Genomic DNA, 24,051 nt, shown 5'->3' with positions numbered 1-24,051 from the left:
GAGATAGCATGCGAAGTACTGATGTAGCGATAGTAGGCGGAGGCCTAGCAGGGCTTTACGCCGCGAGTCAACTAGAATCACGCGGAATAGATTATCAGCTGTTCGACGCCAAGCCTTTATTTGGCGGCCGTGTGGCAGGGGTACCGGTTGCGTTGGGCAAGGGTGTGCAAGGTGCATCGGGCGACGTGGTAGAAAGCGGCGAGCAAATCGGCGTATTTGCTCCTCAATTCTATGATGTAGGTCCAGCATGGATTTTCCCTCACCATTTACTTATGCAAGAACTCGTTATGCGTATGGGCCTTTGCTTATTTGAGCAACATGCCAGTGGAGATGTGCTGTATCAATTCGAAAACATAAAAGAGCCTAGAAGAATATCTAACACACAGGCTCAGCTTCTATATAGAATCAAAAGCGGCTCCTATTCCCTTATACGAGCATTATTAAGCAACATTAATTCTGAAAATTTACATGCCAAGCATAGAGTGACGAGCGTTACTAAACAAAGTGATAGGTGGCGTGTAAATTTCGTTGCTAACGCTAAAGAGTCGCAGATCACTTGCCAGCATATTATATTTGCACTGCCGCCGCGCATTATTGCACGCGATTTTAGCAAAGCTAGTTGGATGAACAATGTACTACAGCAACAGCTAGGGTACTCGCAAACATGGATGGCGGCGCAAGCCAAAGTGCTTGTAACTTATCCCACTCCGTTTTGGCGAGAAAAAGGCCTGTCGGGACAAGTGTTCAGCCAAGTTGGTCCTATTGTTGAAATTCACGATGCGTGTTGCTCTCAAACCCAAGGGTTTGCTTTGTTCGGATTTATTGGTATTCCAGCCACGCAGCGTCTACAACTGTCGCAAAAGGCGCTAAAACAAGCTTGCCTTAAACAACTTGCTGATATTTTCGGACACGATGCGTATCGCTTCGAAAAATGTTATATAAAAGATTGGGCGAGCGATACCGAAATCTGCACCGGTCAAGATCAGTCAGAAGGCTCACGACACCCCCAAATAGACATGCAAGCCTGCGAAATTGCGCTATTGAATGAAAATTTATATTTTGCTGGCAGTGAGTTTGCAAGCGCAGAGGCGGGCTATTTGGAAGGCGCTTTAATTGCGGCTAATGCCGCCTTGTTAAAACTCGAAGGTCGGTTATGAAATATTCTAGCCGCTTCTTTAATGCACTGAATCTGAGCAATGCGAACTGCTTCACTTAAATCGGGACCTGTTTTGCCTTCCCCTATGGCCTGCTTTACGACGGCTTTAGTGTTGATGCCTTGAAGTGCATTAAGCAAATATTGGGCATATTCACGCTGCGGATAGGGACTGTTAATGAGAGTCGGTCCGCGCCCTTGAGCGTCGCACTGGCACGCTTGTAAAAACTGCGTAAATCTTTCAGGCTGTTTCAGCGCGTTCATGCTGTCAATAATCACTTTATGCAAGGTTTTAGGTGTTAGTTCAAGTAGCCTATGGCAGTGTAAATGATTCAAACTGGTCAGTTTGGCCAAGTCTCTGAGCTTATTTGGCACCCGTAAACGTGCGCAAAATGCGTCAATTACTGCAATTCCAGCGCCTTCATGACCTAGCAAATCCCCCCTTTCTTGAAAGCTGACTGCTTTACCAAAGTCGTGGGTAAGGGTAGCGAAGCGGGTGGCTAAATCAAAGTTAAGCTGTGCGGCGCGGTTCACTGCCAGCATGGTGTGAATAAACACGTCTCCCTCAGGATGATGCTGTGGCGGCTGTGGTACGTTAACCATATCGTGTAGTTCTGGAAATAAAACGCTTAATACGCCAAGCTCTTTTAATGCTTCGAAATAAAGCTGAGGCTCACGCTCACTAAGGGCTTTTTCAGTCTCTTTAAACACGCGCTCGGGCACTAAATGATGCAGTTCGCCTGCCGCCAGCATCTGCTTAACCAGTTTTTTGGTGCTAGCATGGATACGCCACTGTTTACCGTATCGCGCTAAAAACCGAGCAAGGCGGAGTACTCGCACAGGGTCTTCTGTGAAAGCGTTTGTGGTATGGCGAAGGATCTTATGCTCAAGATCGTCTTTACCATTGTAGGGGTCAACTAGTTCACCGCTAGTCGAAAGTGCCATGGCGTTTATGCTCAAGTCGCGCCTAGCCAAGTCTTCTTCTAAAGTAACGGTTTGACTCGCATCTACGCTAAACCCGGTGTACCCAGCACCAACTTTACGTTCGGTGCGAGCCAAGGCATATTCGTCCTTCGTTTCTGGGTGTAAAAACACGGGGAAATCTTTTCCAACAGGAATGAAACCTAAAGCTTTCATTTGCGCTGCACTTACGCCTACTACCACGTAGTCCTTGTCATGCGATGTTAAGCCCAGTAATTGATCGCGCACAGCGCCACCGACTAGGTAAACCTTGTCAAGACCCTTTATAGCTTCGTAAGATGCTTGTTGTTCTGGTTTCACAGCATTAGCTTCATATCACGTTTTATTTGCGTAGATTGTACGCTTCATAGCAGCGAATACTCAAGTGCTTTGGTTGCCAAATACATACCAAAAGGGTGCCTAAGAGCATACCAGCGTATTGACTGTTAGCTAGCGGTACATTAATTATTAATTAACTCAATGACGATTAGCAATCTAGTTTTACAAAATGTTAGTACAAAAGATAAAGCTTTTTAGCACAGAGTCGGTAAGGCGCATTAGTACAAAGTCGGCAAGGCGCAACTTACGGTCAAGGCTTCAGCAAAATAAGTTTAGTAATTCTCACTTAATTAGCCACTGGAGAAGGTAAATCTCACGCTCAACAGCTGCCTGTTTTCTGTTTTTCTTTCTTGTGCTGGGCTTATTAACCTTCGGCTTCTCCTCGCTGTTGGAAAAAAGCATATCTGGCGTTAGTCGAAATGACAGTGGTGAAATTATTTACTCAGGCGAAATAAACTACGAAAAGGTCAGGCAGGTGATTGCGCTCTATCAGCGCAAAGACCGCTTGAAAATAAGAAGTTCAGGCGGTGATTTATACGCCGGCATGTTGTTAGGTAATTTTATTAACAGACACAAAATGTCGGTAGAAGTTATCGATTTTTGCATTTCTTCCTGTGCCAACTATGTGTTCTTATCGGCTTATAATAAAATACTCAATCCTAATTCCTTGGTGATTTTCCACGGTGGACCAAAGCAGGCAAATTTCGGTTCTCTTATGCGCCAAGCTTATTCTGAGACGGTAAGCCCTGGCGCCACTTTTGGACGCGCCGGCTATGAGGCCATTATTTCGGTCAAACAAGAGGGCGAAGATTTGGGAATGCGCCGTTCGAATTCACGCTGCGCTAAAAACGAAGTGCTTAATGTATTTGGAAAGTGCGAAGTATTTGGGCCACAAGAACGCCTGCAATATATCATTTACCTAGAGAATGAACTGTATTCACGGGTAAATCCGCAAATGGATAAAAACATTCCCTATTATGGTCAACTAGGGCTTTACCAGGCCATTTACGAAGCCTACGACTACTTTGGTTTTTATTATAGCCTTGAATCTCTTGCCCGACTTGGCGTCAGTAATGTCAGCGTAAAAGGGGGGTATTGGCTTCCGCAGAGTAACCCACTTTTTCGGCAAGTATACGAGGTAAGCGTGCAGTAAATATTTGCACTGTAAAGCGCGCACCGTTTCCACTAACCAGTGCTCGGTGGCGTTACTAGGCTGCTCGATAACGTGCACAGCCATTAAGCGTTTGACCATCCACCTTGAAATAAGCAGCGATATAAAAGAACCTGCAAAGCCAATAAGCGCTGAAAAAATAAGCAAGGATGTAAGGTTTAGATCAACGCCGTTGTGCGCCAATAAGCCTTGTATTCCAAATAAACTAAAGGTAACACTCAACAAGGCTAAAATGGCAATGTTGGTCCCCAAAAAAAGAATAATTCTAAGCATAAAGGTTCCTAAATTAATACGCTATAATAAGACGGCGTGAAGCTTTAAAAAGTCACAATTTACAAAAAAATATAAGCACAGACAGTGTGCATGACATTCTTTAACGGGTTATTTATTTCACGTTATAACCAACACATTAATTTGGTAAACTTTATGAGCGATAATAATCAGCAAGCTAACAATCCACTGCATGGAGTAACGCTTGAGCAAATAGTCACTAAACTGCAAGGCAAATATGGCTGGGAAGGCTTAGCTCAGCGCATTAATATTAATTGTTTTAAGTCAAATCCGTCTATTAAATCCAGTCTCAAGTTTTTAAGGCGGACACCATGGGCGCGGGAAAAAGTGGAAAGTTTGTTCGTGCATACCTTCAAATAATATATTTGATGGCAGTAGTGTTAGGCTCTTTGTGTTTTTTCAAGCAGCTCGTCAATTTCTGCCTTTAGCTCTTTGTCTGCAATTTTATTAGCACTGATTTTTGCATTTTGCAGGCTTTTAATCGCCTTGCCAGTTTGTGCTAACTCAATCTGCAATGTCGCCATGGAATATGCGATAGAGGACATATGGTCTTTTGAATTTATCGCGCTGGCTTTTGCAAGTGCCTTTTCATAAACGATTAATGCATCGTTTAATTCTTCAGTGAAGTCAGCAAGGGTTTCCCACTGTTCAGGATGGTCTTTATCAGTGCTTTCGTTTTTCATGCACAGCGTTTCTAGTTCACCATAGAGTGCATTAAAGGCGTCTTGATTGTTCGCACTAGCCGCTGCCATTAGCTTTTCAGACAAACTATAAACGGCTTTATATATTTTGGTATTAATCATGTAAAGTATCCTGTATTCCACCAATAAAAAACCAAGGTAGGTGTCGGTTTTTTCTAATTCAAAACGTTTACCGTGGCGACAAACAGCCCCGTCTTTAAGTTTATACTTTCAAGCAATACTGAGCAACACCTGTGTCTTTTTTTTCAAGACAAGACAAGACAAGACAGACTCGGCACTGCTGAAGTTGGTGAAACATTTCACAAATGAAGCGCCTTGACACCCCTATGTGCAGGCTACATAGCTGAAATTAAACGCCAGCAAAGTAATTACCCAAATGCGGTGTTTAAGCAATATAAAATAGCCAATGTGTCAGCGGTAATGACGTTGCATCTTATGTGTAGTAAGACCCACGAATTGCAAATGTTATAAAACAATATGTTGAGAATGAAAACACTGATTAATTCTTGACAACAGAACAAACAAACCTCATTGACTCATTTGAACCTTTTAAGACTGTGTTATTCTAATTGTAAAGTAGTTACTACAAGTTGAAGCGCATGTACAAAAAACAGAAAAAGAATATTTTTGCTGACTTTTCTTTTATACGCCTAGTGGATACTTTGTCGCGAATGAGACCTTACAAAAGCATGGTGGCAATGGTTTTTTTCGTTTATCCCTTAGCGGCTTTGTCCGAGTGGCAAAGCACATCAGTACCGTTAACGTCGGCCTACGAATGCACGCAAGTTGCACTTGATGACGTAAATCAAGCCTTACTCACAAAAGAAGAGCGTATTGCACTGCTTGACGATTCGTTGTATGCATCTATTGATAGTTACAGTACCTGCGTGAGTGCGGTAGCGCAAAACAAGTCTGGTGGTGGAGCGGGTCAAGGCGCTAGCGACGCAGGCAGCGGTCAAACTGCTTTGGCTGAATCAGGCGGCGGCTCTGCGGGCAGTTTACAGGAGGAAGCTAACGCAGCAGGCACAAACGGCAACGATGAAATACCGCCAATGCAAAATCGAATAGGCGCTAGCATCTCAGGTAAGAGTTCTACAACTTCTGTAAGAGGTATCATTGCACCTAAAGACAACGACCGAATAATTTGTAAGCTGTTGTATCAAGAGATCACAAAAACGCAAGATCCTGATATGCTAAAGGGGCTTAGGCAGCAATACAACAATTATGCCTGCGGCTAATAATACTGAAGAGAATACAGATGATAGTAAAGAATAAGCAATTAGTATCACGTATAACGAAGCACAGCAGTGTGCCACGTTCTGACAAACGAGTCGCTAGCTGGTGTTGTTGGGCCCTATTAAGCGCCGCGATGGTGATAACGGGCTGTGAAAGCACAACATCTAACAGTAGAAACGCACCGATACTCGTAGGCCCATCAGACATACAAACTAGGCCTAACAGTAATACGCAAATTCCCTCAGAGCTTATAAACGCGGAGATTTTTTTGGACGTCGCGATCCCTACGTTTTCTCCCGGCTTACCCTTAGATAGCTTCGGTGAAATCGACGGTGATGAGTTAGTAGAAGACGGCATTTGGCCGCAGTTGCGGCGTACCGAAGCGAAGTTATTTGCATCCCAAATGAAAGAGGCCTTAGATAATAAAAAAGTATTTGCTAGCGTCAGCGTGGTGCCAAGCGCCAGCACGCCTTCAGATCTATTTGTATTGGGCGAAATTAAACAGTCTGACAGTGAGCAAGTTGAAATTGAAATAACGGTGCTAGACAGCAGCGGCGAAATACTTGGCAACAGGTCATTTGAGCATACCGTCTCTCGCGGATTTCTGCGCGATCAGCAAAACGCGGGCAAAAACCCTTATCAGCCCGTATTCAATCAAGCCAGCGACTATGTTGTGAGCCTGCTGGCTGAATTATCGACAAGCGACAAGCAAGCGATAAAGAACATGTCACTTATGCGCTATGCACGCTATTACTCACCTGAAAATTACTCGCAATATCTGACTTCATCGCTCAAACGCAAAAACGGGCAGCGCTACTACAAGTTTGAATTAACCGGTATTCCAGACGGTAACGATCCAATGCTGCAGCGTATAGAAGATTTAAGAGCACAAGAACTGCTGTTTGTTGACCGCCTGCAGGATAATTTCGAAGTGTTTCAAGCACAAACCCGCTCCGCTTACGCGACTTGGCAAGAAGAAACACTGCCTGAAGTAATTGCGGCGCGTGAAGCGCAGAGAAAACGTAATACATCCACTGCTTTGGCGATTGGCGGTGCGATCCTAACCGCTATTTTAATCAAAAACGCCAACACTAAAGGTAGCAAAGGTAGAGACACATCTGAGTTCGAGCTTGGCGCAATTGCGACCGGTATTGGTTCAATCTGGGCGATAAACGAAGCGTTTAAAAACAACTCACGCTTAAAAGTACAAAGCGCAGTTATTGAAGAGCAAGGCCAAGCGCTCGACCTAAGCGTTAGCCCCACGGTAATTGAATTTGAAAATGAAACTGTTGAGCTGCAGGGTACCGCGCAGGAACAGTACATGCAGTGGAAAACGCATTTACGCAAAGTATTTGATGAAGAAAAAACGCCAGACGTTCAGCTCTAAGGCAATAAAGGTATCGTTTGTTTATAGCAAGGATACTTTGGTTGGTCACTGTGTGTAAAAAAGGATAGATAGGTGTCAAGCGAGAATAACAAAGCCGATGCACAAATTCAGGCGCATAGGAAACAACATCAGCAGCAAAAGACAAAGCTATTCGGCGGCGCGGGTATTGTTGCTGCAATAACGCTGGTGAGCATTGTATTGTACTACGTGCTTAGCGCTGAGCCGGCTGAAAAAATCGACGCAGAGATAATTCAGGCTGAGGTAAGTATGTCGCAAGCAGACATGGCAGCGCTTCGTGAAGCCTTTAAGCAAGCATTAATTCAATACGAGCTTAATGTCCAGCCCAGTATAAACGAAATAATAATGATGGCTGACTTTCGGGCTAACAAAGTAAGTGAACTGGCGTTAATAAAAGACCAAGCCCTTACCGCTTTTGCGCAAGGAGCTTTTGTCCAATCGACCCAGATTATTGAAGAGCTCGCGCAAAAATCAACTATACTAATAAATGCATGGCAGGCCCAGATAGCGCTTCATGTAAGCAATGGTCAACAAGCCTTTAGCAATGATGAAATGGCGCAAGCTCAGCTGCAGGTTAACAAAGCGTTGGCGCTTTCCCCCAGTAATATTAAAGCAATGGCACTAGAAAATAGAATTTATGCCTTTGGTGAGGCCTCTAAATTAATGCAAGAGTTAAAAATAGCGGTGTCTGAGAATAATTGGCCTAAGCAGGTAGCGGTTATTACCGATATTATTGAAATAGATCCCTTGCGCGGTGAGTTGGCCCAAACGTTGGCAAACGCACAGGCTCAGCACGACAAGCAGCAGCTAGCCAAGTATTTAGGGCAAGCTGCACAAGCGTTGCGTGCAAACGCATTAAATAAAGCTCAGCAGCTAGTGAGTCAGGCACAAGCAATTGAGCCCAACAGTAAAGGGGCGCAAGCACTCAGCGCGCAAATATATCAGGCTAGGGCCCAGCAAAGCTTAACCGCGACAAAAAAGAGTATAAAGAGCGCCGCACAAAACGATGACTGGACGCAGGTAAGTGCGCTAGTGTCATCTACCTTAGCAAAGCACCCAAGTGACACAGATTTGCAGAATTATAGAAGCCAAGCGCAGCAAGTACTGTCGGCTAAACAATCACTTGCCCCTTTTTTTGCTGCGCCCAAGCGATTGGCTGACGACAATATAAGAGAGGCAGCGTCTAGCGCCGTGCAAACTGCCTTTTTAGCGTCTTTACTGTCGCCTAGCTTGCAGCAGCAAATCGAAAATGTGGCAAAGAGTATTGATGAATATAATAAACCCGTTGAGGTGCGCATAAATTCAGACGGGCTTACCTACATTACAGTAGTAGGCGTAGGTCATGTGGGCGAGCATGCACAAAAAATAATTTCTCTGAATCCCGGAAAATACGTATTGCAAGGACAACGACAAGGTTACCGAAATAAACGCCTTGAATTTACGGTTGACGCCAATACGCCCATATCACTCACCTTAATATGCGATGAACGCATTTAAATAAGACCAAAGAGAATAATCACGACTATGCAGCCCATCGACTCAAAAATTAAACGAGCGCAACGTAAAGGAGCCGGTGTGTATGTGCTGACAGGCCTGCTAACGCTGGGGGTGCTTGGCGCATTCGGGCTATGGCTGTTTTTTATCAAAGGGTTTAGTGTGCTGGTGGGGCCTAGCGACGCACTTAGCAGCGCGAAGATTGAGCTAGTATCAGGCTTTGCTTGGGTAGGTAACAGCAGTGTGTATACTTTAGGCGGTGAGGTGAGCATAAAAGTGAGTGCACCTACGTTTGAGCCTAGCCTTGTGAGTATCAATGATCAAAGCCCCAGCACAATTGACATTATGCTAATGCCAAGCCCTGCGGTTATTAATGCGCAAGCTATTTTAGGCGAAAACAGCCGCTCACAAACGCAATATTTAGCGCAAACGCAATGGTTTTTAGATGGTGTATTAATTTATATAGGCGCTGAACTTGAATATAAAACTGCGCCAGGTAGCTATCAGTTAAGGGCCACTAACCCTTATTTTACAGCTTCAATACAATCACTTAGTTTAGTGCGTGCGCAAACTGTAGAACTGTCGGCTAGGTTAGGGGAGGTGAGCGGAATAATCACCATTAACTCGCTTCCATCAGGAGTAGAGGTAAACATAGACGGCGATAATCAGGGGAAAACCCCGTTGATATTTGCCGCGAAAGGTGGCCGATATGCGGTGCGTCTAAGCAGCGACGACTACCTTACTATAGAAGAGACAATTGCAGTGCAGACCAACACTTTATCGCCTGTAAGAAATTACCAGCTACTGCCAAAGCCTGGTGTGCTGAATATTAGCGCGTCGCCAAACAACGGCTTGTTGCTGATTAACAATATTGAATATAGCTTAGGCCAAATTGACCTTGCGGCTAATAAGCCGCATAAAATCCACTACACTAAAGCAGGGCATACGTCTTACATTAATACCATAAACGTAAACAAAGAGACTCCCACACGCATAAACGTGAGCTTAACGCCCTTATATGGTCAAGTTACCATTACCACTAATGTGCCCGCTGCGTTGATTGTAAACGGTAATAGCACACAGAAAAGCCCCGTAAGCGCGCGTTTTTTAGCGGTAAAGCAAAGTGTAACAGCCAGTGCACAAGGCTTTAGAAGTGCTAGCACAAGCTTTACTCCTCAAGCTAACAAGACCAATAATGTAAACATAAACTTGCTCACTGAATTTGCTGCTAGAAAGGCTGAAGGTAAGCCTTTGTTCATCAATACCCTGAGTATTGCTATGCGTAAGTTCAACGGTGACGCATTCACCATGGGTTCACCTGCCAACGAAACTGGCAGACGGCGCAACGAACATCAAGTAGATCTTGATTTCTCAAGGCCATTTTGGGTGTCTGAAAAAGAAATCACCCAAACGCAGTTTAGTGCTTTTTTGGGTGCCAGCACTGGCGTAAATTCTAACTTACCCATTACGGGCATAAGCTGGTTAGAGGCGGCGCAATATTGCAACTGGCTGAGTCAGCAAGAAGGTTTACCGGTTTTTTACCGCTTCAATAATGGGCGCTACATGGGCGCAGATGTTTCATCAAACGGTTATAGACTGCCAACTGAGGGCGAATGGGAGTGGCTTGCCAAAAAAGCGAAACGCGCTGTCAGTACCGTATACGTGTGGGGCAATCAAGAGAAACTGCGGGACAATCAAGGGAATTTTGCTGACAAAAGTATGAATACCGCCCAGCTTATCTTTTTTGATGACTACGAAGATGGTAAGGCAGGGCCTGCCGACGTGGGCAGCTTTAAGGCCGACCGCATTGGCCTTTATGACTTAGACGGCAACGTAAGTGAATGGGTTCACGATTATTACACCACTTCTTTGCCCGATATGAGTAAGCGCCATCTTGATTACCTAGGGGCAGCGCGCGGTGAATCGTGGGTAATAAAAGGCGGAAATTATGAAACTGGACGTTTACGAGAGCTGCGTGCGGCATTTCGCGAATTCTCTTCGTCGGGGAAAGAAACGATTGGTTTTAGAATTGCCCGTTATGATAGCCGTGAATAGGCTTTACAATAGACGCTAACCGGCATTGGTAGCAGTTGCTTAATACACGTAAACAAGGCTCAGTTTGAGCGACGTAAGGACTAAATAGAGCAAATAATGAATAAACAAACAAGACGTAAACTTATCCTAATAGGCCTGTGCCTTGCTGCATTAGCCGCCGCTGGCGTGGTTACCGCGGTGCAAATTAGTATAGACTCGCCAGCTAGCTTACCGAGCGATATTTAAATGACAAAAATCAGCGCGCATACCTCAAGCATGAACCCATCGCAGGTGGTATCTATGATTGTTTTCTTAGTCATAGTTACCGCTGTACATCTGCTTTACCAAGGCGCAATAAGGCCGTTCGCTGAAGCTGCCGTTGCCGCCTATGGCAGCGGTGCCACTAGCAATATTTGGGTTATATTAAAAGACTTTGAACAGCAGGCTAGTGTGACTATTGGGCTGTTTTGTGGTTTTTTGATTATGTATAAATACCAGCGCATTGTGTTTCACGAAGAGCCTCTTTTTACCATGGATTACCTACAGGCATATGACAAAACACAAGCGCTTAATGTCAGCGAAGCGCTTAACGAATTAGAGCAAAGCGCCTACGCAGAAAACAGCTCTATGTCGACTTGGATTAATTGTTTACGCCGCTATAAAAACACCCAGAACGTGCAGCACGCTTCCAACGCTATTACCGAAAATGTAGAGATGCTCGCGGCGCAATTAGAATCGGGTAACAGCATGATCCGATATTTTATTTGGGCTATTCCCAGCATCGGGTTTATTGGCACTGTAAGAGGTATTGGTTCTGCTTTGGCAAAGGCAGAAGAAGCGGTGGCAGGTGATATTTCAGGCATGGTCGACAAGCTCGGCGTCGCTTTTAACTCAACCCTTGTGAGCTTAATAATCTCCATTATTCTTATGTATTTACTACATGTGCTAAATAACAGACAAGACGAAATGGTAATAAACACGCAAAAGAACTGCGAAAAACACTTGTTAACGCAGCTTCACCAGCAGGAATAGTGTCGTTTATGCGGGTTGAATATGGTGGATAGTTATAGTGGATAGTTACAGTGGATAGTTATGGTCGTTAATTATGGTCACTAAAAGACGTGAAAACGGTTTCAATCTCGCCTTTTTAGACGTAATGGCCTGTGGCTTAGGGGCGGTTTTACTCATCCTCCTCATTGTGAATTTTAACGACGATACACTTATTCCCAGTGACGAAATAGAAACCTTAGCGCAAGAGCTTGCCGCTGCACAAAATCAATCCCAAAGCCTTGCTAATAGTTTGAGTAATCAAGCGCAAGACCTATCGCAGCAGCAGGCTAATGCAAGCGAACAAGCAAGGCGCATTGGGCAATTGAGCATTCAGCAAAAAGCCCTGCAGCAGGCTATAGCAGATAAAAAAGCAGTAATTGCCAAGCTTGAAGATGCGGTTGCCGCTATTGCGCCGCAAACTGCCGATGATGCGATTGCGCTACCTGCAATCAATGAAGAAACCTATTTGTTAGGCCTTATTGTTGAAGGGCAAAGAATTGGCATTTTAATAGACACCAGCGCCTCTATGACCGACGAGGGCTTAATTGATATTATCAAGCGCAAACTTGCCCCCGATGCGGTTAAAAAGGCCGGTCCTAAGTGGCAGCGAACTTTGAATATTGTTAAATGGATGCTAGCACGTCTGCCTGATAGCGCGCGCGTTGCGGTGGTAAGTTTTAACGATAAGGCGCAGGTACTTCGCTCTCAGGCGGTTATCAGCGCTAAGGTAAGTACTAACATACAAGCGCTGGTTGCCGACGTAAATGCCCTAGTGCCGCAAAATGGCACAAACTTACAAGAAGGCTTAGCGCAGCTTCAAAGCGTAATGCCTGACATGACCGATTTATATATTATTACTGATGGATTGCCGTCTTTAATTAACGCATCAAGCGGATTTTCTACTTCGCGCGGCTGTAATCCATTGCCAGGCCAGCAGACAACTATATCGGGTGCTTGCAGAGTCGCGGTGATGCAACGTACTTTAAACATAAATAAATTGGCAGGTGCGCGCACCAATGTCATTTTATTGCCCCTTGAAGGCGATCCACAGGCCTCGGCGTTATATTGGCAGTGGGCTAGCGTAACAGGCGGCACATTTATAAGCCCTGCTGGCACTTGGCCATGAAGAAAAGACGTACCCCAATAGAAGTGTTTAACCTGTCGTTTTTAGATGTGATTTCATGTGCTTTTGGCGCGGTCGTTATGCTTATACTACTGGCGAAAAACGGCGAGGAAGCTGATTTTAGCCAGTCGGCTAACGTAGCGCAAATTACCGAGTCGATTACCGAGTCGATTACCGCGTTGTCTGATGCCCAAACCACATTAGAGGATTTAGAAGCGCAAATGGCCGCCCAGCAAGCAAAGTTGCAAAGTGCGCAGCAAGAAGGAGCAAGCAATGATTCAAAAGCCCAAGCCTTAGCAGCAGACATAAACCGTTCTCAGCAAAATTTACAGCAGCTTAACGACGAAGCTTTTGGCCTTGAAGTAGTATTAGAACAGCGCAAACGAGCGGCTATAAGTGTTGGCGATGCACCCGAGCGTGATGACGAAGTAGGCGGTATTCCGGTAGATAGTGACTATGTTATTTTTATTGTGGATACTTCTGGCAGTATGAAAAGCATGTGGGCGACAGTCATAAGCAGCATGCGAGAAGTACTTAATAATCACCCCGAGGTAAAAGGCTTTCAAGTTATGTCCGACAACGGTGAGTATTTATTGCCTACTAGCGCGGGCCGCTGGCGAAATGACACGCCAGCCCAGCGTAGTGGAGTATTGCGAGCCATGAGCGTATGGTCGGGTAGCTCAAATAGTTCTCCCGTTGAAGGTATAGAGCGGGCGCTGCAGGTTTACGCTAAACGAACCGATTCCCTTGCCCTCTATGTATTTGGCGATGACTATTCGGGTGGTTCGTATGACCTTACCTTAGCCAACATAAATCGCCTAAACACCGACGCAAATGGCCAGAAGCTAGCCCGTATTCATGCCATTGGCTTTCGCCAAGCTAGTCGCGCGTTAGGCGAAGATAGTTTGCGCTTTTCTACTTTAATGACAGAAGTTGCCAGGCAAAACAGAGGCACATTTTTGTCTAAGTAGTTTGCTGTGCTTATGTGATGCTCTGTCAAGCTTGTTTTGTTTATAATTTTTTTCACTCGACCCCAGTGTGTTTTTACCTTAGGCTACGGCCCAGTTCAAATCCCAAGATGAGATTTTACATGGGTCGTTGTGCATTCTTAACCACTACAGGTCTCGAAAATTTCTTTGTTTACGATGATTTAGTTAAACCGCATTTAGCCGCGCTTGGCTGGCAGGTTGACGATGTATCATGGCATGATAAAGAAATAGACTACAGCCAGTATGATGTAGTAATAGTCAGAAGTACCTGGGATTATCAGCTACACGCAGACTCTTTTATGCAAACACTTGCGCGCATTGACGCTAGCAGTGCACATTTAGAAAACCCCTTAGCGTTAATGCAATACAACATATCTAAATCGTATTTGAAAGACTTGGCAGAAAAAGGCGTGGATATTCTGCCCACGATTTGGCTAGGCGCCTTCAATAGCAAACAAATTCAAGCTGCCTTTAACTACTTTGGCACAAGTGACATTATTATAAAGCCGCTGATAAGTGCTAATGCCGACTTCACCTATCGCTTAAACGAAGAAGACTTTTTATTTAACCAACAAAGCATAAAAAAAGAGCTGCAAGGGCGTGAAATTATGGTCCAAGCTTTTGAAAAAAGTATTGTTGATGAGGGCGAATATTCACTTTTCTACTTTGGCGGTGAATATAGTCATAGCATTAACAAGGTGCCCGCCAGTGGCGATTTTAGAGTGCAAGAAGAGCATGGCGGGCAACTGCACAGTATTGCGCCTAGCGAGGCCATGCTAGCACTGGCGTTAAAAACCTTGAATGCTTTACCTGAAAGTGCCCTTTATGCTCGCATAGACATGCTAAGCACCGCCAAAGGTTTAGCGATTATTGAAGTAGAGCTGATAGAGCCTTCTTTGTACTTTAATATGGATGAGGCTTCGGCATTGCGGTTTGCACAGGCAATCGTAAAGCGGGCGCAAGCTTAAGACCTTATCAGAATGGCCTTACTGTATTATTGAGTTAATGTTTGAAACTGAACATCCTTTAAAATCTGCTTAACTTTTATTAACCATACATTTTTGATACAGCTTGAATTTGCGCAAGGAATAATGAATAAGGTCGTCTCTAATGATCACAAATGGCACATTGGAGACTGGAGCAAAGCCTCCTAAATAAGCAGATTTAAATACCGGTGATAGCAAAATCCAATGCATCGATAATATGGTGCCTTTGCAGTTCAATGGTTCCTAACGGCTGCTTCAGAAGCCGCTTTGGCATTGATGTTAGCTGAGGTGTAACTAGAAAGTATTTCCTATCATTGTATTCAATTAACGGCGTCAACTTTTTCATTGCTTGATTAGACAAAACTTCAGCATTTGCTAGGGGAATTATTAGTCTAGTGGCTAAGTCATTTATTATTGAATGTTGGATGTCGACGATATAAGGGAAAGCCTCTTTAGTTTTCTGAGATGGGTTTCTATAGATTTCAAATTGCGCCATTAAAGTTCTCTGTATTCGTCACTGAAACAACCATTTGCTTCTATATATTTGTTGTAAGCCGAGATGGCGGTTTTGTTTTCCGCTTTCCATCTCTCACTTTCAAGTATGGCTAATTTTTCATTTAGGGCCTGCTCAAGCGTAGCAGAAAGATTAACGTTTAATTTTTTTGAGCGTTTTAATAAATCGCTATTAACCGATAAATTAGTTGGTTTTTTAGGGGCATTGATATCGTAAAGATGACTCATAAGTTTTTCCTTTTTATTCAGCCCCACCATTATGCGCATTTCGATGCGCATTGTACAGAGTGAGATTTAAGCGGTTGGTTGAAGCAAAATCTGAGCAATAAGCTCTGGTTACTAGTTAGGCAAAGCGAATTTTCGTGGTAACGCTAAACGAGCTATCAGTTTGTGGCACGTTTGCCGTCATGCCTAAGTCTTGTGTAGTTTCAAACATTAATAGGATCGAACACTTACGCGCCTTATTCACTTAAGGCTGTCGGGGTTAAATTTATGCCCAAGCTTGGTGGTCTTTGTCCGTAGATACACTTTATTATCTTCGGTGATGCCGTGATCAATGGGACGGCGAGAAATAATATTAACACCTAAATCCGTTAAGGCCTGAATCTTTTGAGGATTGTTAGTCATGATCTCAACGTTGCTAACGTATAAAGTGTCTAGCATAACTTTACAAATCGCATAGTCGCGTAAGTCAGCATCAAAGCCTAAATGTTCATTCGCCTCTACCGTGTCGTAACCTTGGTCTTGAAGATTATAGGCGCGGATCTTATTTAGCAGTCCTATGCCGCGACCTTCTTGGCGTAAATATAAAAGCACGCCGTAACCATGCTCTACGATATTTTCAAGCGCTCTTTCTAGTTGAAAGCCGCAGTCGCAGCGGGTGCTAAAAAGAGCATCGCCGGTTAAACACTCTGAATGAACGCGAATGGGCACGGTTGCAATAGGATCCCAATTACCGTAGGAAAGTGCTACATGCTCTTGACCATTGCTATGGTCGATAAACCCGTGGATCGTAAAATCCCCATATCGGGTGGGTAACTTTGCTTGACTGATAAACTCAAATTTAGGCGTGTTAGATGTCATTTATTTCTGCTTTTTGTACTTTTATTTTGCGGCTTTTATACGTAAACAAGCAACTGGGACCCAAACCACAATTACAAGCGTCTATTTGCGGCAATACATATTCCACGTGATGAAATGTCTACGTGTGCTGCGGCTCTGAAAAATCAGTGTAAGAGGTTAATGGCTCGGGCTTAGCAATACAATAACCTTGGGCAAAGTTTACGCCCATTTTTCCAATTTGGACCATTATTTCAGGTGTTTCTACAGATTTAGCGACCGTTTGGATGTTCATGGCCACCGCGACATCTTTAATAGAGCTTACCATGGCGAGGTCGATTGGGTCGTGCAAAATGTTGCGAATGAAGTGACCATCTATTTTTACAAAGTCTACCGGTAAATCTTTTAAGTAGCTATAGCTTGAAAACCCGCTGCCAAAGTCGTCAAGTGCGAAGGTGCAGCCCAGGCGTTTAAACTTAGTCATAAATTCAACCGCGTCATTCATTCTAATAATAGCCATCGTTTCGGTTATTTCAAAACAAATTTTCTGGTACGCAATGCTATACTTTTCAAAGGCATTTAATAGGAAATACTGAAAATCGTCGTCAGACAGACATAAGCCTGAAAGGTTTATATTGGCTTTGCCTAGTTTAGCTTCATGCTCGGGGTTTGCCTGCAGCCATTTAAAATAGGCTTCAACAACTTGCTTGTCTATTTTGTTGCTAATAAGCGCTTTTTCTGCACTGGGCATAAAAAACTCAGGTGTCACCAGGTCGTTGTCTTTTGTCCGCAAGCGTACCAATATTTCATAGTATTGTAATTCGTCTGACTTATTAAGCGGTCGATAATGTTGATAGAAAAGCGCGAAGCTTTCATCTTTTATCGCCTTATTAACTTCATTTACCCAAAACAAGTCACGCTTATAGTGTGAATGCATCCCCATTTCGGGCGAATAGATTTGAATTTTATCGCGCCCGCTTTCTTTTGCAATTAAGCAGGCTGTGTCGGCATAGCTTAGCAGCTCTTCGCCACTTGGAATACTGTCATCGCAGGATGCGATACCAATACTGACGCTTTGGTTAAAAATGTGGCGATCCCATTTAAACTCAAATTTGCGTACTTTTGCAAGCAGTGAGTTGGCTAAGATGCGCAGCTCATTGCTATCTTCAAAATCGACAATTAAGCCAAACTGGTCGGCACTGAGTCTTGCAAAAGCGTAACGCTCGCTTACTACAGCAAACAGCTCATGCGAGAGCTCTTTTATAAAGACATCGCCGGCGGAGTGCCCGCAGGTGTCGTTTATGACTTTAAACTGATCGACATCTAAAAATATTAGGGCAAATTTCTTGGTATTTTCACGAGACTGAATGCGCTCATTCATCATTTGCAAAAAGTGCCTGCGGTTGAATAAGCCAGTGAGCTGATCATGGGTATTTAAATACTGCAGGTTTACCTGGTGGAGGCGTCTTTGAGTAATGTCAAACAGTGAACCAAAGTGCAGATTTTCGCCGTTTACTTTTTTCAACTGGCATGAAATAGAAAACCAAAACTCGCTGCCGTCAACGCGTTTGCCTTTCATTTCTTTACCTAGCACCGTTTTTTGTATAATCAGTTCGCCTAATAAAAGGTCAGCGCCTTTAGTATTGGACAAAAAGTCAGCTATGTTGGGTTTGTTTGACAATAAATCATCACCGTTTTTATAACCAAATAACGCGCATATAGCAGGATTTACCTGAATAAGGTCACCGTTTGGCAGCGCGGTATAAAGACCTTCCGCGGCATGTTGAAACAGGTCGTTGTAATGCTGCAGCTGTTCTATTTGTTCACCTTGGGAGAAAATACGTTTAGCGTGAATGGATTGTTCACGGCTAATAATAGCCACGCCAATTAACATGACTCCTATACACGTAAACGCAAATGGATATAAAGCGGTGTATGATAGGTAATCGTCCCGGTTCAAAAAGCTTAAAAATTCGAATATCCCCACTAAGCCCAAAAATATCCAACCAATAAAGTATATAGCCGCGCTACGTAAATCAATCGCTTTGTGGTACACCACGGTTGCAATGATTTTACTGGTGAAAAAGAAAATGGAAAACGCCATTAAGGCGACTAACTGGTTAAAATCACTCAGCACGAAGACGCCCAATAAGGGCAGTGCTAAAAGTACATAATTTGTGCCCACCCACCAAGAGGGAATTGGGTCAAATATAAGACGGGTTATTTTTATGCTCGCAAATAGAGTGAGTACTAAACTTAAACTGGTGAGCTCAGCGGTCATTGATGGTAGAAAGAATAACGACGGTAATATACCTTCAGCGTTGAGCATGGTGGTCATTGCGCCGGTGGCTAACAAAAAAAACCAAAAACGAGCGGGTGCATTTTGCAGCACGTAAGTCAGCAAAAAGTAAGTTGCTAGCAATGACAAACCGCCGCTCATTGCGCCTAATAATATAAGCCGCACGCTCGCTTCTTGGGAATAAGCTTCGGTTTGCCACAGCTCAAGGGGGAGCAATGTTTGTGCGTCGTCTTGTATGCGAACATATATAGTAAAGGTAGATTCGCTTCGAGACACAAAGTGCATTTTGAAGCTTTTGCGGCTTAAATTTGTAGCGCTTGACTGTTCGTCTTCAGATCGTGCGCTTTGAATTATCCGACCCTGCTCGTCAAGTAAAAATACATCAACGCGATCGATAAAAGCACTGCCAGCTATTAACGTGAGCATGCGGTTAACAGTTGCGTTATTCGCTATGTTAAAGCGCACCCACAAGACCGAATTCTCTGCAATAGTCGTAAACTCTGTGTGCGTTTGCCACTGACTGAGCTGCTGCACGTCTGAAAGTAGTGCGTCTTCTTGCGTTACATGAAACTCAGCAAAAGGATTAACGTTTATGGCGTTGTTGAAGTAAGCGTCAAGCGCTTTACCTTCGTATTGGCTTTGTGCCGGACTTTGCCAGCTTAAGGAGCTTAAGATTATGGAAATTAGTAAAATAAGCAGGCGCAATAGGATCATTTACCTTTGTCATTGTCATTGTTGTAGGATATTTAGCCAGGCAACCTTGTGTTGTCAGGCGCTTAACGAATAACTGTCTGCAGGACGCTCTGTACTAGGTACACTTAAATATAACAAAATATACGCAACGTGAATTAGTGTAAAGGTTAATACTAATTACAAACTAATACAACAAGTGCTACCAATAGCTAACACATTTTTTAATGTGCTCTCATTAGTTAACATAAGGTGCGATAATTTCACTATACGGTATGCTAAGGTATTGAACGATTGGTAACAACATAAGTTAACAAGGATCCTAGCGATGAAGTTACAGCTTGATTATGTAAAGTCCTCTAAGCATTTATTGGTAAAAATAGCAGCGCTGGCAAGTTTACTGATGAGTGTGTCGGCCTGTGGAGAGCCTAGCCTTGTGCCAAATATTGTTCAGGGCGAAAGAAAAGCAGCCATTTGCGGGCAATGCCATGGTAAAAACGGCATCTCTATTATTCCTATTTATCCTAATTTAGCGGGTCAAAAACAAGCTTATATGGAACTGCAACTGCAGGCCTTCCGATCAGGTCAGCGCATTAATGCTGCTATGTCACCTCATGCTAAACGGCTCAGCGATCAAGATATCGTGGATTTGTCAGCTTTTTATGCAAACATGGACCCGTCGGGTAAGAAAGTTCCCAACAGCTCAAAATAACAAGCCGCTCATATTTAGCTGGGTGTAATCTTAAACGTCGCTAGGTGTGTATAACTCAATATCACTTATCTAAAAGGCCGTACTATGTTCATTTTACACCATCTAAATAGCTCACGTTCACAGCGTCTAGTGTGGATGTTTGAGCTGTTAAAGCTCGATTACGAGATAACAGTATACCAACGCGACGCCACTACAAATTTAGCGCCCAGCAGTTTAAAAGCAATTCACCCTTTAGGCACCGCACCGATTATCTCCCATAATGGCAATAACATTGTAGAAACTGGCGCTATCTGCGAGTACATAGTAAAAGAAGCCAAAGACACCACCCTTATACCGCCCAAAGAGCATGACGATTTCGTTAATGTGCAGTTTTGGTCACATTTCGCCGAAGGCAGTTTTATGCCACCGCTGGTAACATCTATGGTGTTAAATAAAGGCATAGAAAAAGCGAGTCCGTTTTTCATAAAGTTCGTCGTAAAGAAATTTGTTGAAGCCGTTATAAATGCCTATTTTGGCAAGGCAGTTGCGCGCAACATGTCGTTTGTCGAAGATCATCTTGAGGGTAAGCAGTGGCTAGTGGGCAACAATATAACCGTGGCCGATATTCAAATGAGCTTTGGTTTAGAAGCCATGTATAACGCAGGCAAGTTAGCAGATTCGCCCAATATGACGGCCTACGTAGAGCGCTTCCAAAGTGAGCCTAGCTACAAACTCGCAATGAAAAAGATGGCCGCTGCTGAAAAAGCTGCCAGCTAGGTCTATCTAGCCGACAAATAATCTGCAATTAGGCGAGTGAAAGGCCCGCCGTATTGCAGCAGTTTCTTTTCTCCCACGCCGGTTACATTTAAAAAATCGTCTAGCGTGATTGGCATTTTGGCTGCCATGTCGTTAAGGCTGGCGTCGCTGAATATGTTAAAGGCCGGTACGGCTTGTTCTACCGAGAGCTTTTTGCGCAAATTCTTAAGCTTGGCATACAGCACCTTGTCTATATTGCTGGCTTCGTAGGTATTCTTTTTAGCCGAACTGACTTTAAATTTAGGCACCGCTAGCTGCACAAGCGTGCTGCCTTTAAGCACCCCTTTCGCCGACTCATTTAGGCGCAAAATACCATTAAGTGTCATATCAATGCGTATATGACCTTGGTGAATTACCTGTTGAATAATATTATGCCAATATTGGTCTGGGTCTTTTTTACCAATACCATAGGTGCTGAGTTCATTATGCTTGTTGTCGAGTATTTTATGATGTTGCTTGCCTCTAAGTACATCAATTACGTACTGCACTGCGGTGTCACCTTGTAATCTGAAAATACACGACAACAGTTTTTGGGCGACTACGCTGCCGTCAAACATTTTAGGCGGATACTGGCAAATATCACAGTTGCCACAAGCTTTGTGGCGGTGATCGCCAAAATAATTAAGTAAAACTTGGCGTCTGCAGGTTTGTGCCTCAGCAAAGGCCTGCATGGCTTCAAATTTGTGCATTTCAATGCCAAAACGCTCTGAGGTGGCGCCATCGGCAATCCATTTTTTGATACGCGCGGCGTCTTTGTCGTCAAATAGCAACAGCGCTTCGGCCGGCATACCGTCACGTCCGGCACGACCCGTTTCTTGGTAAAACGACTCAATGCTGCGCGGCACGTCGTGATGCACCACAAAACGTACGTTTGATTTGTTTATGCCCATGCCAAAGGCAACAGTGGCGATGACTACCTGTAGGTCGTCTGCTAAAAATAGATTTTGTACGTGCTCGCGTTCTTGCGTGTCTTTACCTGCGTGATAAGCACCGCAGCTTATTCCTGCTTTTTGCAGCTTTGCTACTAAGTCGTCTACTTTAGCGCGGCTGTTGCAGTATACAATGCCGCTGTTGCCGCGCTGCTGCTTTACAAAGTCAAGCACTTGGTCACCGCCTTTATACTTCGCCAGCAGATTGTAGCGTATATTGGGTCGGTCAAAGCCACCCTTATAAACAAATGGATTGTTTAAGCCTAGTTGATACACAATGTCGGCTTGGGTCGCATGATCTGCTGTGGCAGTGAGTGCGATAACCGGTGCGTTGGGAAAAGCGTGTTTAACTTCGTGTAAACGGCGGTATTCTTTGCGAAAATCATGTCCCCACTGACTTACGCAGTGAGCCTCGTCTACTGCTATTAAGCTAATGTTGAGGGTCTGCAGGCTGCGCAAAAAATAGCTTTGCAGCAAACGCTCAGGGGCGACATATAAAATGTCGAGTTCGCCACTGTGAAGTTTTCGCGTGACTTCATTAGCCTCTTCAGGCGCCAGGCTTGAATTTATATATGCAGCCTCTACCCCTTGGGCCTGAAGCTGCTGCACTTGATCTTGCATAAGCGAGATGAGCGGCGAAACAACTATTGTTATGCCTTCAAAAACAAGGGCAGGTAACTGGTAGCATATTGATTTACCGCCGCCGGTGGGCAGCAGGATTAAGCTGTCGTGGCCGTTTAGCACACTTTCTATGACGTCCCACTGGCCGTCACGAAATTCATCGTAACCAAAACTTTTTTTCAGCACCTTTAAGCAGGTGTTTTGCAAAGTAATGTTAGGCGTTATATCGGTGTTAATGCTCTTCAGAACATTGCTAGTTTGGGTCAAAGTACTGCTCAATTTCAATAGACGCTAATTAGCAACCTATTGTACTTATATTTGCACTGGTAATCTAATGATCTGCGGGATAGTTTGTCGGTGTAGTACAAACAGACCTTGCATGCCGATAAGCAATACTGCGACAATACTTGCCTATTCAGCTCAAGGCTTTATGCGTAGCGCTATAAAGTCGCGCTACGCTATTGGACACGACGTGAACGCTCAAGCAAATGATCAAACTAAAATAGGCATAATATTTGCCCTTTGTGCCTATAGTATGTGGGGGTTTGCGCCTATCTACTTCAAAATGCTTACCGCTATTCCAGCCCCCGAAGTGCTCATGCATAGGGTGGTGTGGTCTGTTTTTGTGCTGTGTTTTTTGGTGCTTGGTCTGCGCGGTATTGCTAAAGTGCGCGTGGCAATTGCTTCAACGAAAGTCCTCAAAACACTATTTATTGCGGGCTTGCTGCTTGCACTTAACTGGCTGCTATTTATTTGGGCCGTTAACAACAATTACATGCTAGAGGCGAGTTTAGGATACTACATTAACCCCCTAATTAACGTGTTTTTAGCCCGCCTATTTTTGGGTGAAGTATTGCGGCCCCTGCAAAAAGTAGCGGTGGGAATTGCGCTTGCTGGTGTACTTATTTTGCTTTTTACCTATGGCGAATTGCCGTGGATAGCCTTAACGCTGGCGTTTAGTTTTAGCATATATGGACTTTTGCGCAAGCAAGTGGCAGTTGATTCCATGCCGGGCCTGTTTATAGAAACACTTATGATGCTGCCCGCAGCGATTATTTATTGGGTATGGTTTGCTGAGGTGAGCGGCAATTTTACCCAAAATTCATCTCACTTAAATATTGTGCTTATGTGCGCTGGTATTGTAACGACCGCGCCGCTGCTGTGCTTTACGGGAGCAGCTCGTCGACTAAGGTATTCCACACTAGGATTTTTACAGTATATTGGGCCTAGTATTATGTTTTGCTTAGCCACCTTTATGTACGATGAACCTTTATCAAGCGCCCGGCTAGTTACCTTTATCTTTGTGTGGTCAGCGCTTGGATTGTTCACGTACGACTCGGTCACGGCTTATAGGGCTGAGCGTAAACTCAAGAAGGCTGTGCAAAGCCCTTAGTGAAATAATTTGTTTTAACTTTGTAATCCTCTAGTCAAGTAATGGCTACGTCTACACCCCATGTATTACCAAAAAGTCCGACGTACGTTGTTGGCACCTAGAAGTGAG

The 24,051-nt window shown here is 44.1% G+C and carries 22 protein-coding genes and 1 pseudogene; 15 read left to right on the top strand and 8 right to left on the bottom strand.

Annotated features, from left to right (window positions below; translation table 11 throughout):
- Nucleotides 1-8: 8 nt before the first annotated feature.
- Nucleotides 9-1,157 (top strand): flavin monoamine oxidase family protein, encoded by a 1,149-nt coding sequence (locus tag GPUN_RS00545; RefSeq protein ID WP_040519866.1) that lies wholly within the window; start codon nt 9-11, stop codon nt 1,155-1,157.
- Here the strand turns inward: GPUN_RS00545 and GPUN_RS00540 are convergent.
- Nucleotides 1,094-2,434, bottom strand: coding sequence for a multifunctional CCA addition/repair protein (locus tag GPUN_RS00540; protein ID WP_006002335.1), 1,341 nt, complete (start codon nt 2,432-2,434; stop codon nt 1,094-1,096). The two genes, GPUN_RS00545 and GPUN_RS00540, sit on opposite strands and share 64 nt — an antisense overlap.
- Before the next feature lie 406 nt (nt 2,435-2,840).
- On the opposite strand from GPUN_RS00540, the gene GPUN_RS00535 reads away from it, so the two are divergent.
- The gene (locus GPUN_RS00535; protein WP_006002333.1) at nt 2,841-3,605 is read left to right on the top strand and encodes a Clp protease/crotonase-like domain-containing protein; all 765 of its coding nucleotides are present in this window, start codon (nt 2,841-2,843) and stop codon (nt 3,603-3,605) included.
- A gap of 21 nt (nt 3,606-3,626) precedes the next feature.
- Here the strand turns inward: GPUN_RS00535 and GPUN_RS14745 are convergent.
- Nucleotides 3,627-3,896 (bottom strand): annotated as a pseudogene (locus GPUN_RS14745) (protease HtpX); the annotation flags it as partial.
- Between the two features lie 153 nt (nt 3,897-4,049).
- On the opposite strand from GPUN_RS14745, the gene GPUN_RS00525 reads away from it, so the two are divergent.
- The gene (locus GPUN_RS00525) at nt 4,050-4,274 is read left to right on the top strand and encodes a VF530 family protein (RefSeq protein ID WP_006002330.1); all 225 of its coding nucleotides are present in this window, start codon (nt 4,050-4,052) and stop codon (nt 4,272-4,274) included.
- A 20-nt stretch (nt 4,275-4,294) separates the two neighbouring features.
- On the opposite strand, the gene GPUN_RS00520 is transcribed toward GPUN_RS00525, so the two are convergent.
- On the bottom strand, nt 4,295-4,717 hold the full coding sequence (locus GPUN_RS00520; protein ID WP_006002328.1) for a hypothetical protein: 423 nt from the start codon (nt 4,715-4,717) through the stop codon (nt 4,295-4,297).
- A 497-nt stretch (nt 4,718-5,214) separates the two neighbouring features.
- Between GPUN_RS00520 and GPUN_RS00515 the strand changes: the two genes are divergently transcribed.
- The 9 genes from GPUN_RS00515 to GPUN_RS00480 all read left to right on the top strand — a co-directional run bounded on the left by GPUN_RS00515 (nt 5,215) and on the right by GPUN_RS00480 (nt 14,914).
- Nucleotides 5,215-5,853 (top strand): hypothetical protein, encoded by a 639-nt coding sequence (locus GPUN_RS00515; protein WP_040519859.1) that lies wholly within the window; start codon nt 5,215-5,217, stop codon nt 5,851-5,853.
- A 20-nt stretch (nt 5,854-5,873) separates the two neighbouring features.
- Nucleotides 5,874-7,238, top strand: a complete 1,365-nt coding sequence (locus GPUN_RS00510; RefSeq protein WP_158309251.1) for a hypothetical protein — start codon at nt 5,874-5,876, stop codon at nt 7,236-7,238.
- A gap of 72 nt (nt 7,239-7,310) precedes the next feature.
- Nucleotides 7,311-8,753: a hypothetical protein gene (locus tag GPUN_RS00505; RefSeq protein ID WP_006002315.1), complete on the top strand. Its 1,443-nt coding sequence runs from the start codon at nt 7,311-7,313 to the stop codon at nt 8,751-8,753.
- A 27-nt stretch (nt 8,754-8,780) separates the two neighbouring features.
- Complete coding sequence (locus GPUN_RS00500) at nt 8,781-10,805, top strand: SUMF1/EgtB/PvdO family nonheme iron enzyme (RefSeq protein ID WP_006002312.1); 2,025 nt, start codon at nt 8,781-8,783, stop codon at nt 10,803-10,805.
- A gap of 96 nt (nt 10,806-10,901) precedes the next feature.
- Complete coding sequence (locus tag GPUN_RS14695) at nt 10,902-11,030, top strand: hypothetical protein (protein ID WP_006002310.1); 129 nt, start codon at nt 10,902-10,904, stop codon at nt 11,028-11,030.
- The gene (locus GPUN_RS00495; RefSeq protein WP_006002308.1) at nt 11,031-11,816 is read left to right on the top strand and encodes a MotA/TolQ/ExbB proton channel family protein; all 786 of its coding nucleotides are present in this window, start codon (nt 11,031-11,033) and stop codon (nt 11,814-11,816) included.
- A gap of 73 nt (nt 11,817-11,889) precedes the next feature.
- Entirely contained in the window at nt 11,890-12,960 is a 1,071-nt protein-coding gene (locus GPUN_RS00490; RefSeq protein ID WP_006002305.1) for a VWA domain-containing protein, read from the top strand.
- Nucleotides 12,957-13,928: a hypothetical protein gene (locus tag GPUN_RS00485; protein WP_006002303.1), complete on the top strand. Its 972-nt coding sequence runs from the start codon at nt 12,957-12,959 to the stop codon at nt 13,926-13,928. The genes GPUN_RS00490 and GPUN_RS00485 overlap by 4 nt, the downstream gene beginning before the upstream one ends.
- A gap of 119 nt (nt 13,929-14,047) precedes the next feature.
- On the top strand, nt 14,048-14,914 hold the full coding sequence (locus GPUN_RS00480) for an ATP-grasp domain-containing protein (protein WP_006002301.1): 867 nt from the start codon (nt 14,048-14,050) through the stop codon (nt 14,912-14,914).
- A 196-nt stretch (nt 14,915-15,110) separates the two neighbouring features.
- Here GPUN_RS00480 and GPUN_RS00475 read toward each other — a convergent pair whose 3' ends face one another.
- The 4 genes from GPUN_RS00475 to GPUN_RS00460 form a co-directional block, all read right to left on the bottom strand.
- Complete coding sequence (locus GPUN_RS00475) at nt 15,111-15,428, bottom strand: CcdB family protein (protein WP_040519856.1); 318 nt, start codon at nt 15,426-15,428, stop codon at nt 15,111-15,113.
- On the bottom strand, nt 15,428-15,673 hold the full coding sequence (locus GPUN_RS00470; protein WP_040519854.1) for a type II toxin-antitoxin system CcdA family antitoxin: 246 nt from the start codon (nt 15,671-15,673) through the stop codon (nt 15,428-15,430). Before GPUN_RS00470 ends, GPUN_RS00475 begins: the two co-directional genes overlap by 1 nt.
- 237 nt (nt 15,674-15,910) lie before the next feature.
- Complete coding sequence (gene ribA / locus GPUN_RS00465) at nt 15,911-16,528, bottom strand: GTP cyclohydrolase II (RefSeq protein WP_006002294.1); 618 nt, start codon at nt 16,526-16,528, stop codon at nt 15,911-15,913.
- Nucleotides 16,529-16,646: 118 nt separating this feature from the next.
- On the bottom strand, nt 16,647-19,517 hold the full coding sequence (locus tag GPUN_RS00460) for an EAL domain-containing protein (protein ID WP_040519852.1): 2,871 nt from the start codon (nt 19,515-19,517) through the stop codon (nt 16,647-16,649).
- A gap of 304 nt (nt 19,518-19,821) precedes the next feature.
- Between GPUN_RS00460 and GPUN_RS00455 the strand changes: the two genes are divergently transcribed.
- Entirely contained in the window at nt 19,822-20,205 is a 384-nt protein-coding gene (locus tag GPUN_RS00455) for a c-type cytochrome (RefSeq protein ID WP_006002288.1), read from the top strand.
- Between the two features lie 84 nt (nt 20,206-20,289).
- Nucleotides 20,290-20,961: a glutathione S-transferase gene (locus GPUN_RS00450; protein WP_006002286.1), complete on the top strand. Its 672-nt coding sequence runs from the start codon at nt 20,290-20,292 to the stop codon at nt 20,959-20,961.
- Nucleotides 20,962-20,963: 2 nt separating this feature from the next.
- Here the strand turns inward: GPUN_RS00450 and recQ are convergent, their stop codons facing one another.
- Nucleotides 20,964-22,787 (bottom strand): DNA helicase RecQ, encoded by a 1,824-nt coding sequence (gene recQ / locus GPUN_RS00445; protein WP_081483868.1) that lies wholly within the window; start codon nt 22,785-22,787, stop codon nt 20,964-20,966.
- 193 nt (nt 22,788-22,980) lie between these two features.
- Between recQ and rarD the strand changes: the two genes are divergently transcribed.
- Nucleotides 22,981-23,943: an EamA family transporter RarD gene (gene rarD, locus GPUN_RS00440; protein ID WP_051987256.1), complete on the top strand. Its 963-nt coding sequence runs from the start codon at nt 22,981-22,983 to the stop codon at nt 23,941-23,943.
- The last annotated feature ends 108 nt before the right edge of the window (nt 23,944-24,051 follow it).

The organism is Glaciecola punicea ACAM 611, assembly GCF_000252165.1.
GTDB classification, from domain to species: Bacteria; Pseudomonadota; Gammaproteobacteria; order Enterobacterales; family Alteromonadaceae; genus Glaciecola; species Glaciecola punicea.
The sequence above is the reverse complement of the archived record's forward strand: the minus strand, read 5'-3'. Positions and strand labels throughout refer to the sequence as shown.

Coding starts and splice junctions, on each gene's coding strand:
- GPUN_RS00480 (WP_006002301.1), top strand. CDS start 14,048: ATGGGTCGTTGTGCATTCTTAACCACTACAGGTCTCGAAAATTTCTTT.
- GPUN_RS00455 (WP_006002288.1), top strand. CDS start 19,822: ATGAAGTTACAGCTTGATTATGTAAAGTCCTCTAAGCATTTATTGGTA.
- rarD (WP_051987256.1), top strand. CDS start 22,981: ATGCGTAGCGCTATAAAGTCGCGCTACGCTATTGGACACGACGTGAAC.
- ribA (WP_006002294.1), bottom strand. CDS start 16,528: ATGACATCTAACACGCCTAAATTTGAGTTTATCAGTCAAGCAAAGTTA.
- GPUN_RS00490 (WP_006002305.1), top strand. CDS start 11,890: ATGGTCACTAAAAGACGTGAAAACGGTTTCAATCTCGCCTTTTTAGAC.
- GPUN_RS00460 (WP_040519852.1), bottom strand. CDS start 19,517: ATGATCCTATTGCGCCTGCTTATTTTACTAATTTCCATAATCTTAAGC.
- GPUN_RS00485 (WP_006002303.1), top strand. CDS start 12,957: ATGAAGAAAAGACGTACCCCAATAGAAGTGTTTAACCTGTCGTTTTTA.
- GPUN_RS00470 (WP_040519854.1), bottom strand. CDS start 15,673: ATGAGTCATCTTTACGATATCAATGCCCCTAAAAAACCAACTAATTTA.
- GPUN_RS00520 (WP_006002328.1), bottom strand. CDS start 4,717: ATGATTAATACCAAAATATATAAAGCCGTTTATAGTTTGTCTGAAAAG.
- GPUN_RS00510 (WP_158309251.1), top strand. CDS start 5,874: ATGATAGTAAAGAATAAGCAATTAGTATCACGTATAACGAAGCACAGC.
- GPUN_RS00500 (WP_006002312.1), top strand. CDS start 8,781: ATGCAGCCCATCGACTCAAAAATTAAACGAGCGCAACGTAAAGGAGCC.
- GPUN_RS00525 (WP_006002330.1), top strand. CDS start 4,050: ATGAGCGATAATAATCAGCAAGCTAACAATCCACTGCATGGAGTAACG.
- GPUN_RS14695 (WP_006002310.1), top strand. CDS start 10,902: ATGAATAAACAAACAAGACGTAAACTTATCCTAATAGGCCTGTGCCTT.
- GPUN_RS00515 (WP_040519859.1), top strand. CDS start 5,215: ATGTACAAAAAACAGAAAAAGAATATTTTTGCTGACTTTTCTTTTATA.
- GPUN_RS00475 (WP_040519856.1), bottom strand. CDS start 15,428: ATGGCGCAATTTGAAATCTATAGAAACCCATCTCAGAAAACTAAAGAG.
- GPUN_RS00545 (WP_040519866.1), top strand. CDS start 9: ATGCGAAGTACTGATGTAGCGATAGTAGGCGGAGGCCTAGCAGGGCTT.
- GPUN_RS00495 (WP_006002308.1), top strand. CDS start 11,031: ATGACAAAAATCAGCGCGCATACCTCAAGCATGAACCCATCGCAGGTG.
- GPUN_RS00450 (WP_006002286.1), top strand. CDS start 20,290: ATGTTCATTTTACACCATCTAAATAGCTCACGTTCACAGCGTCTAGTG.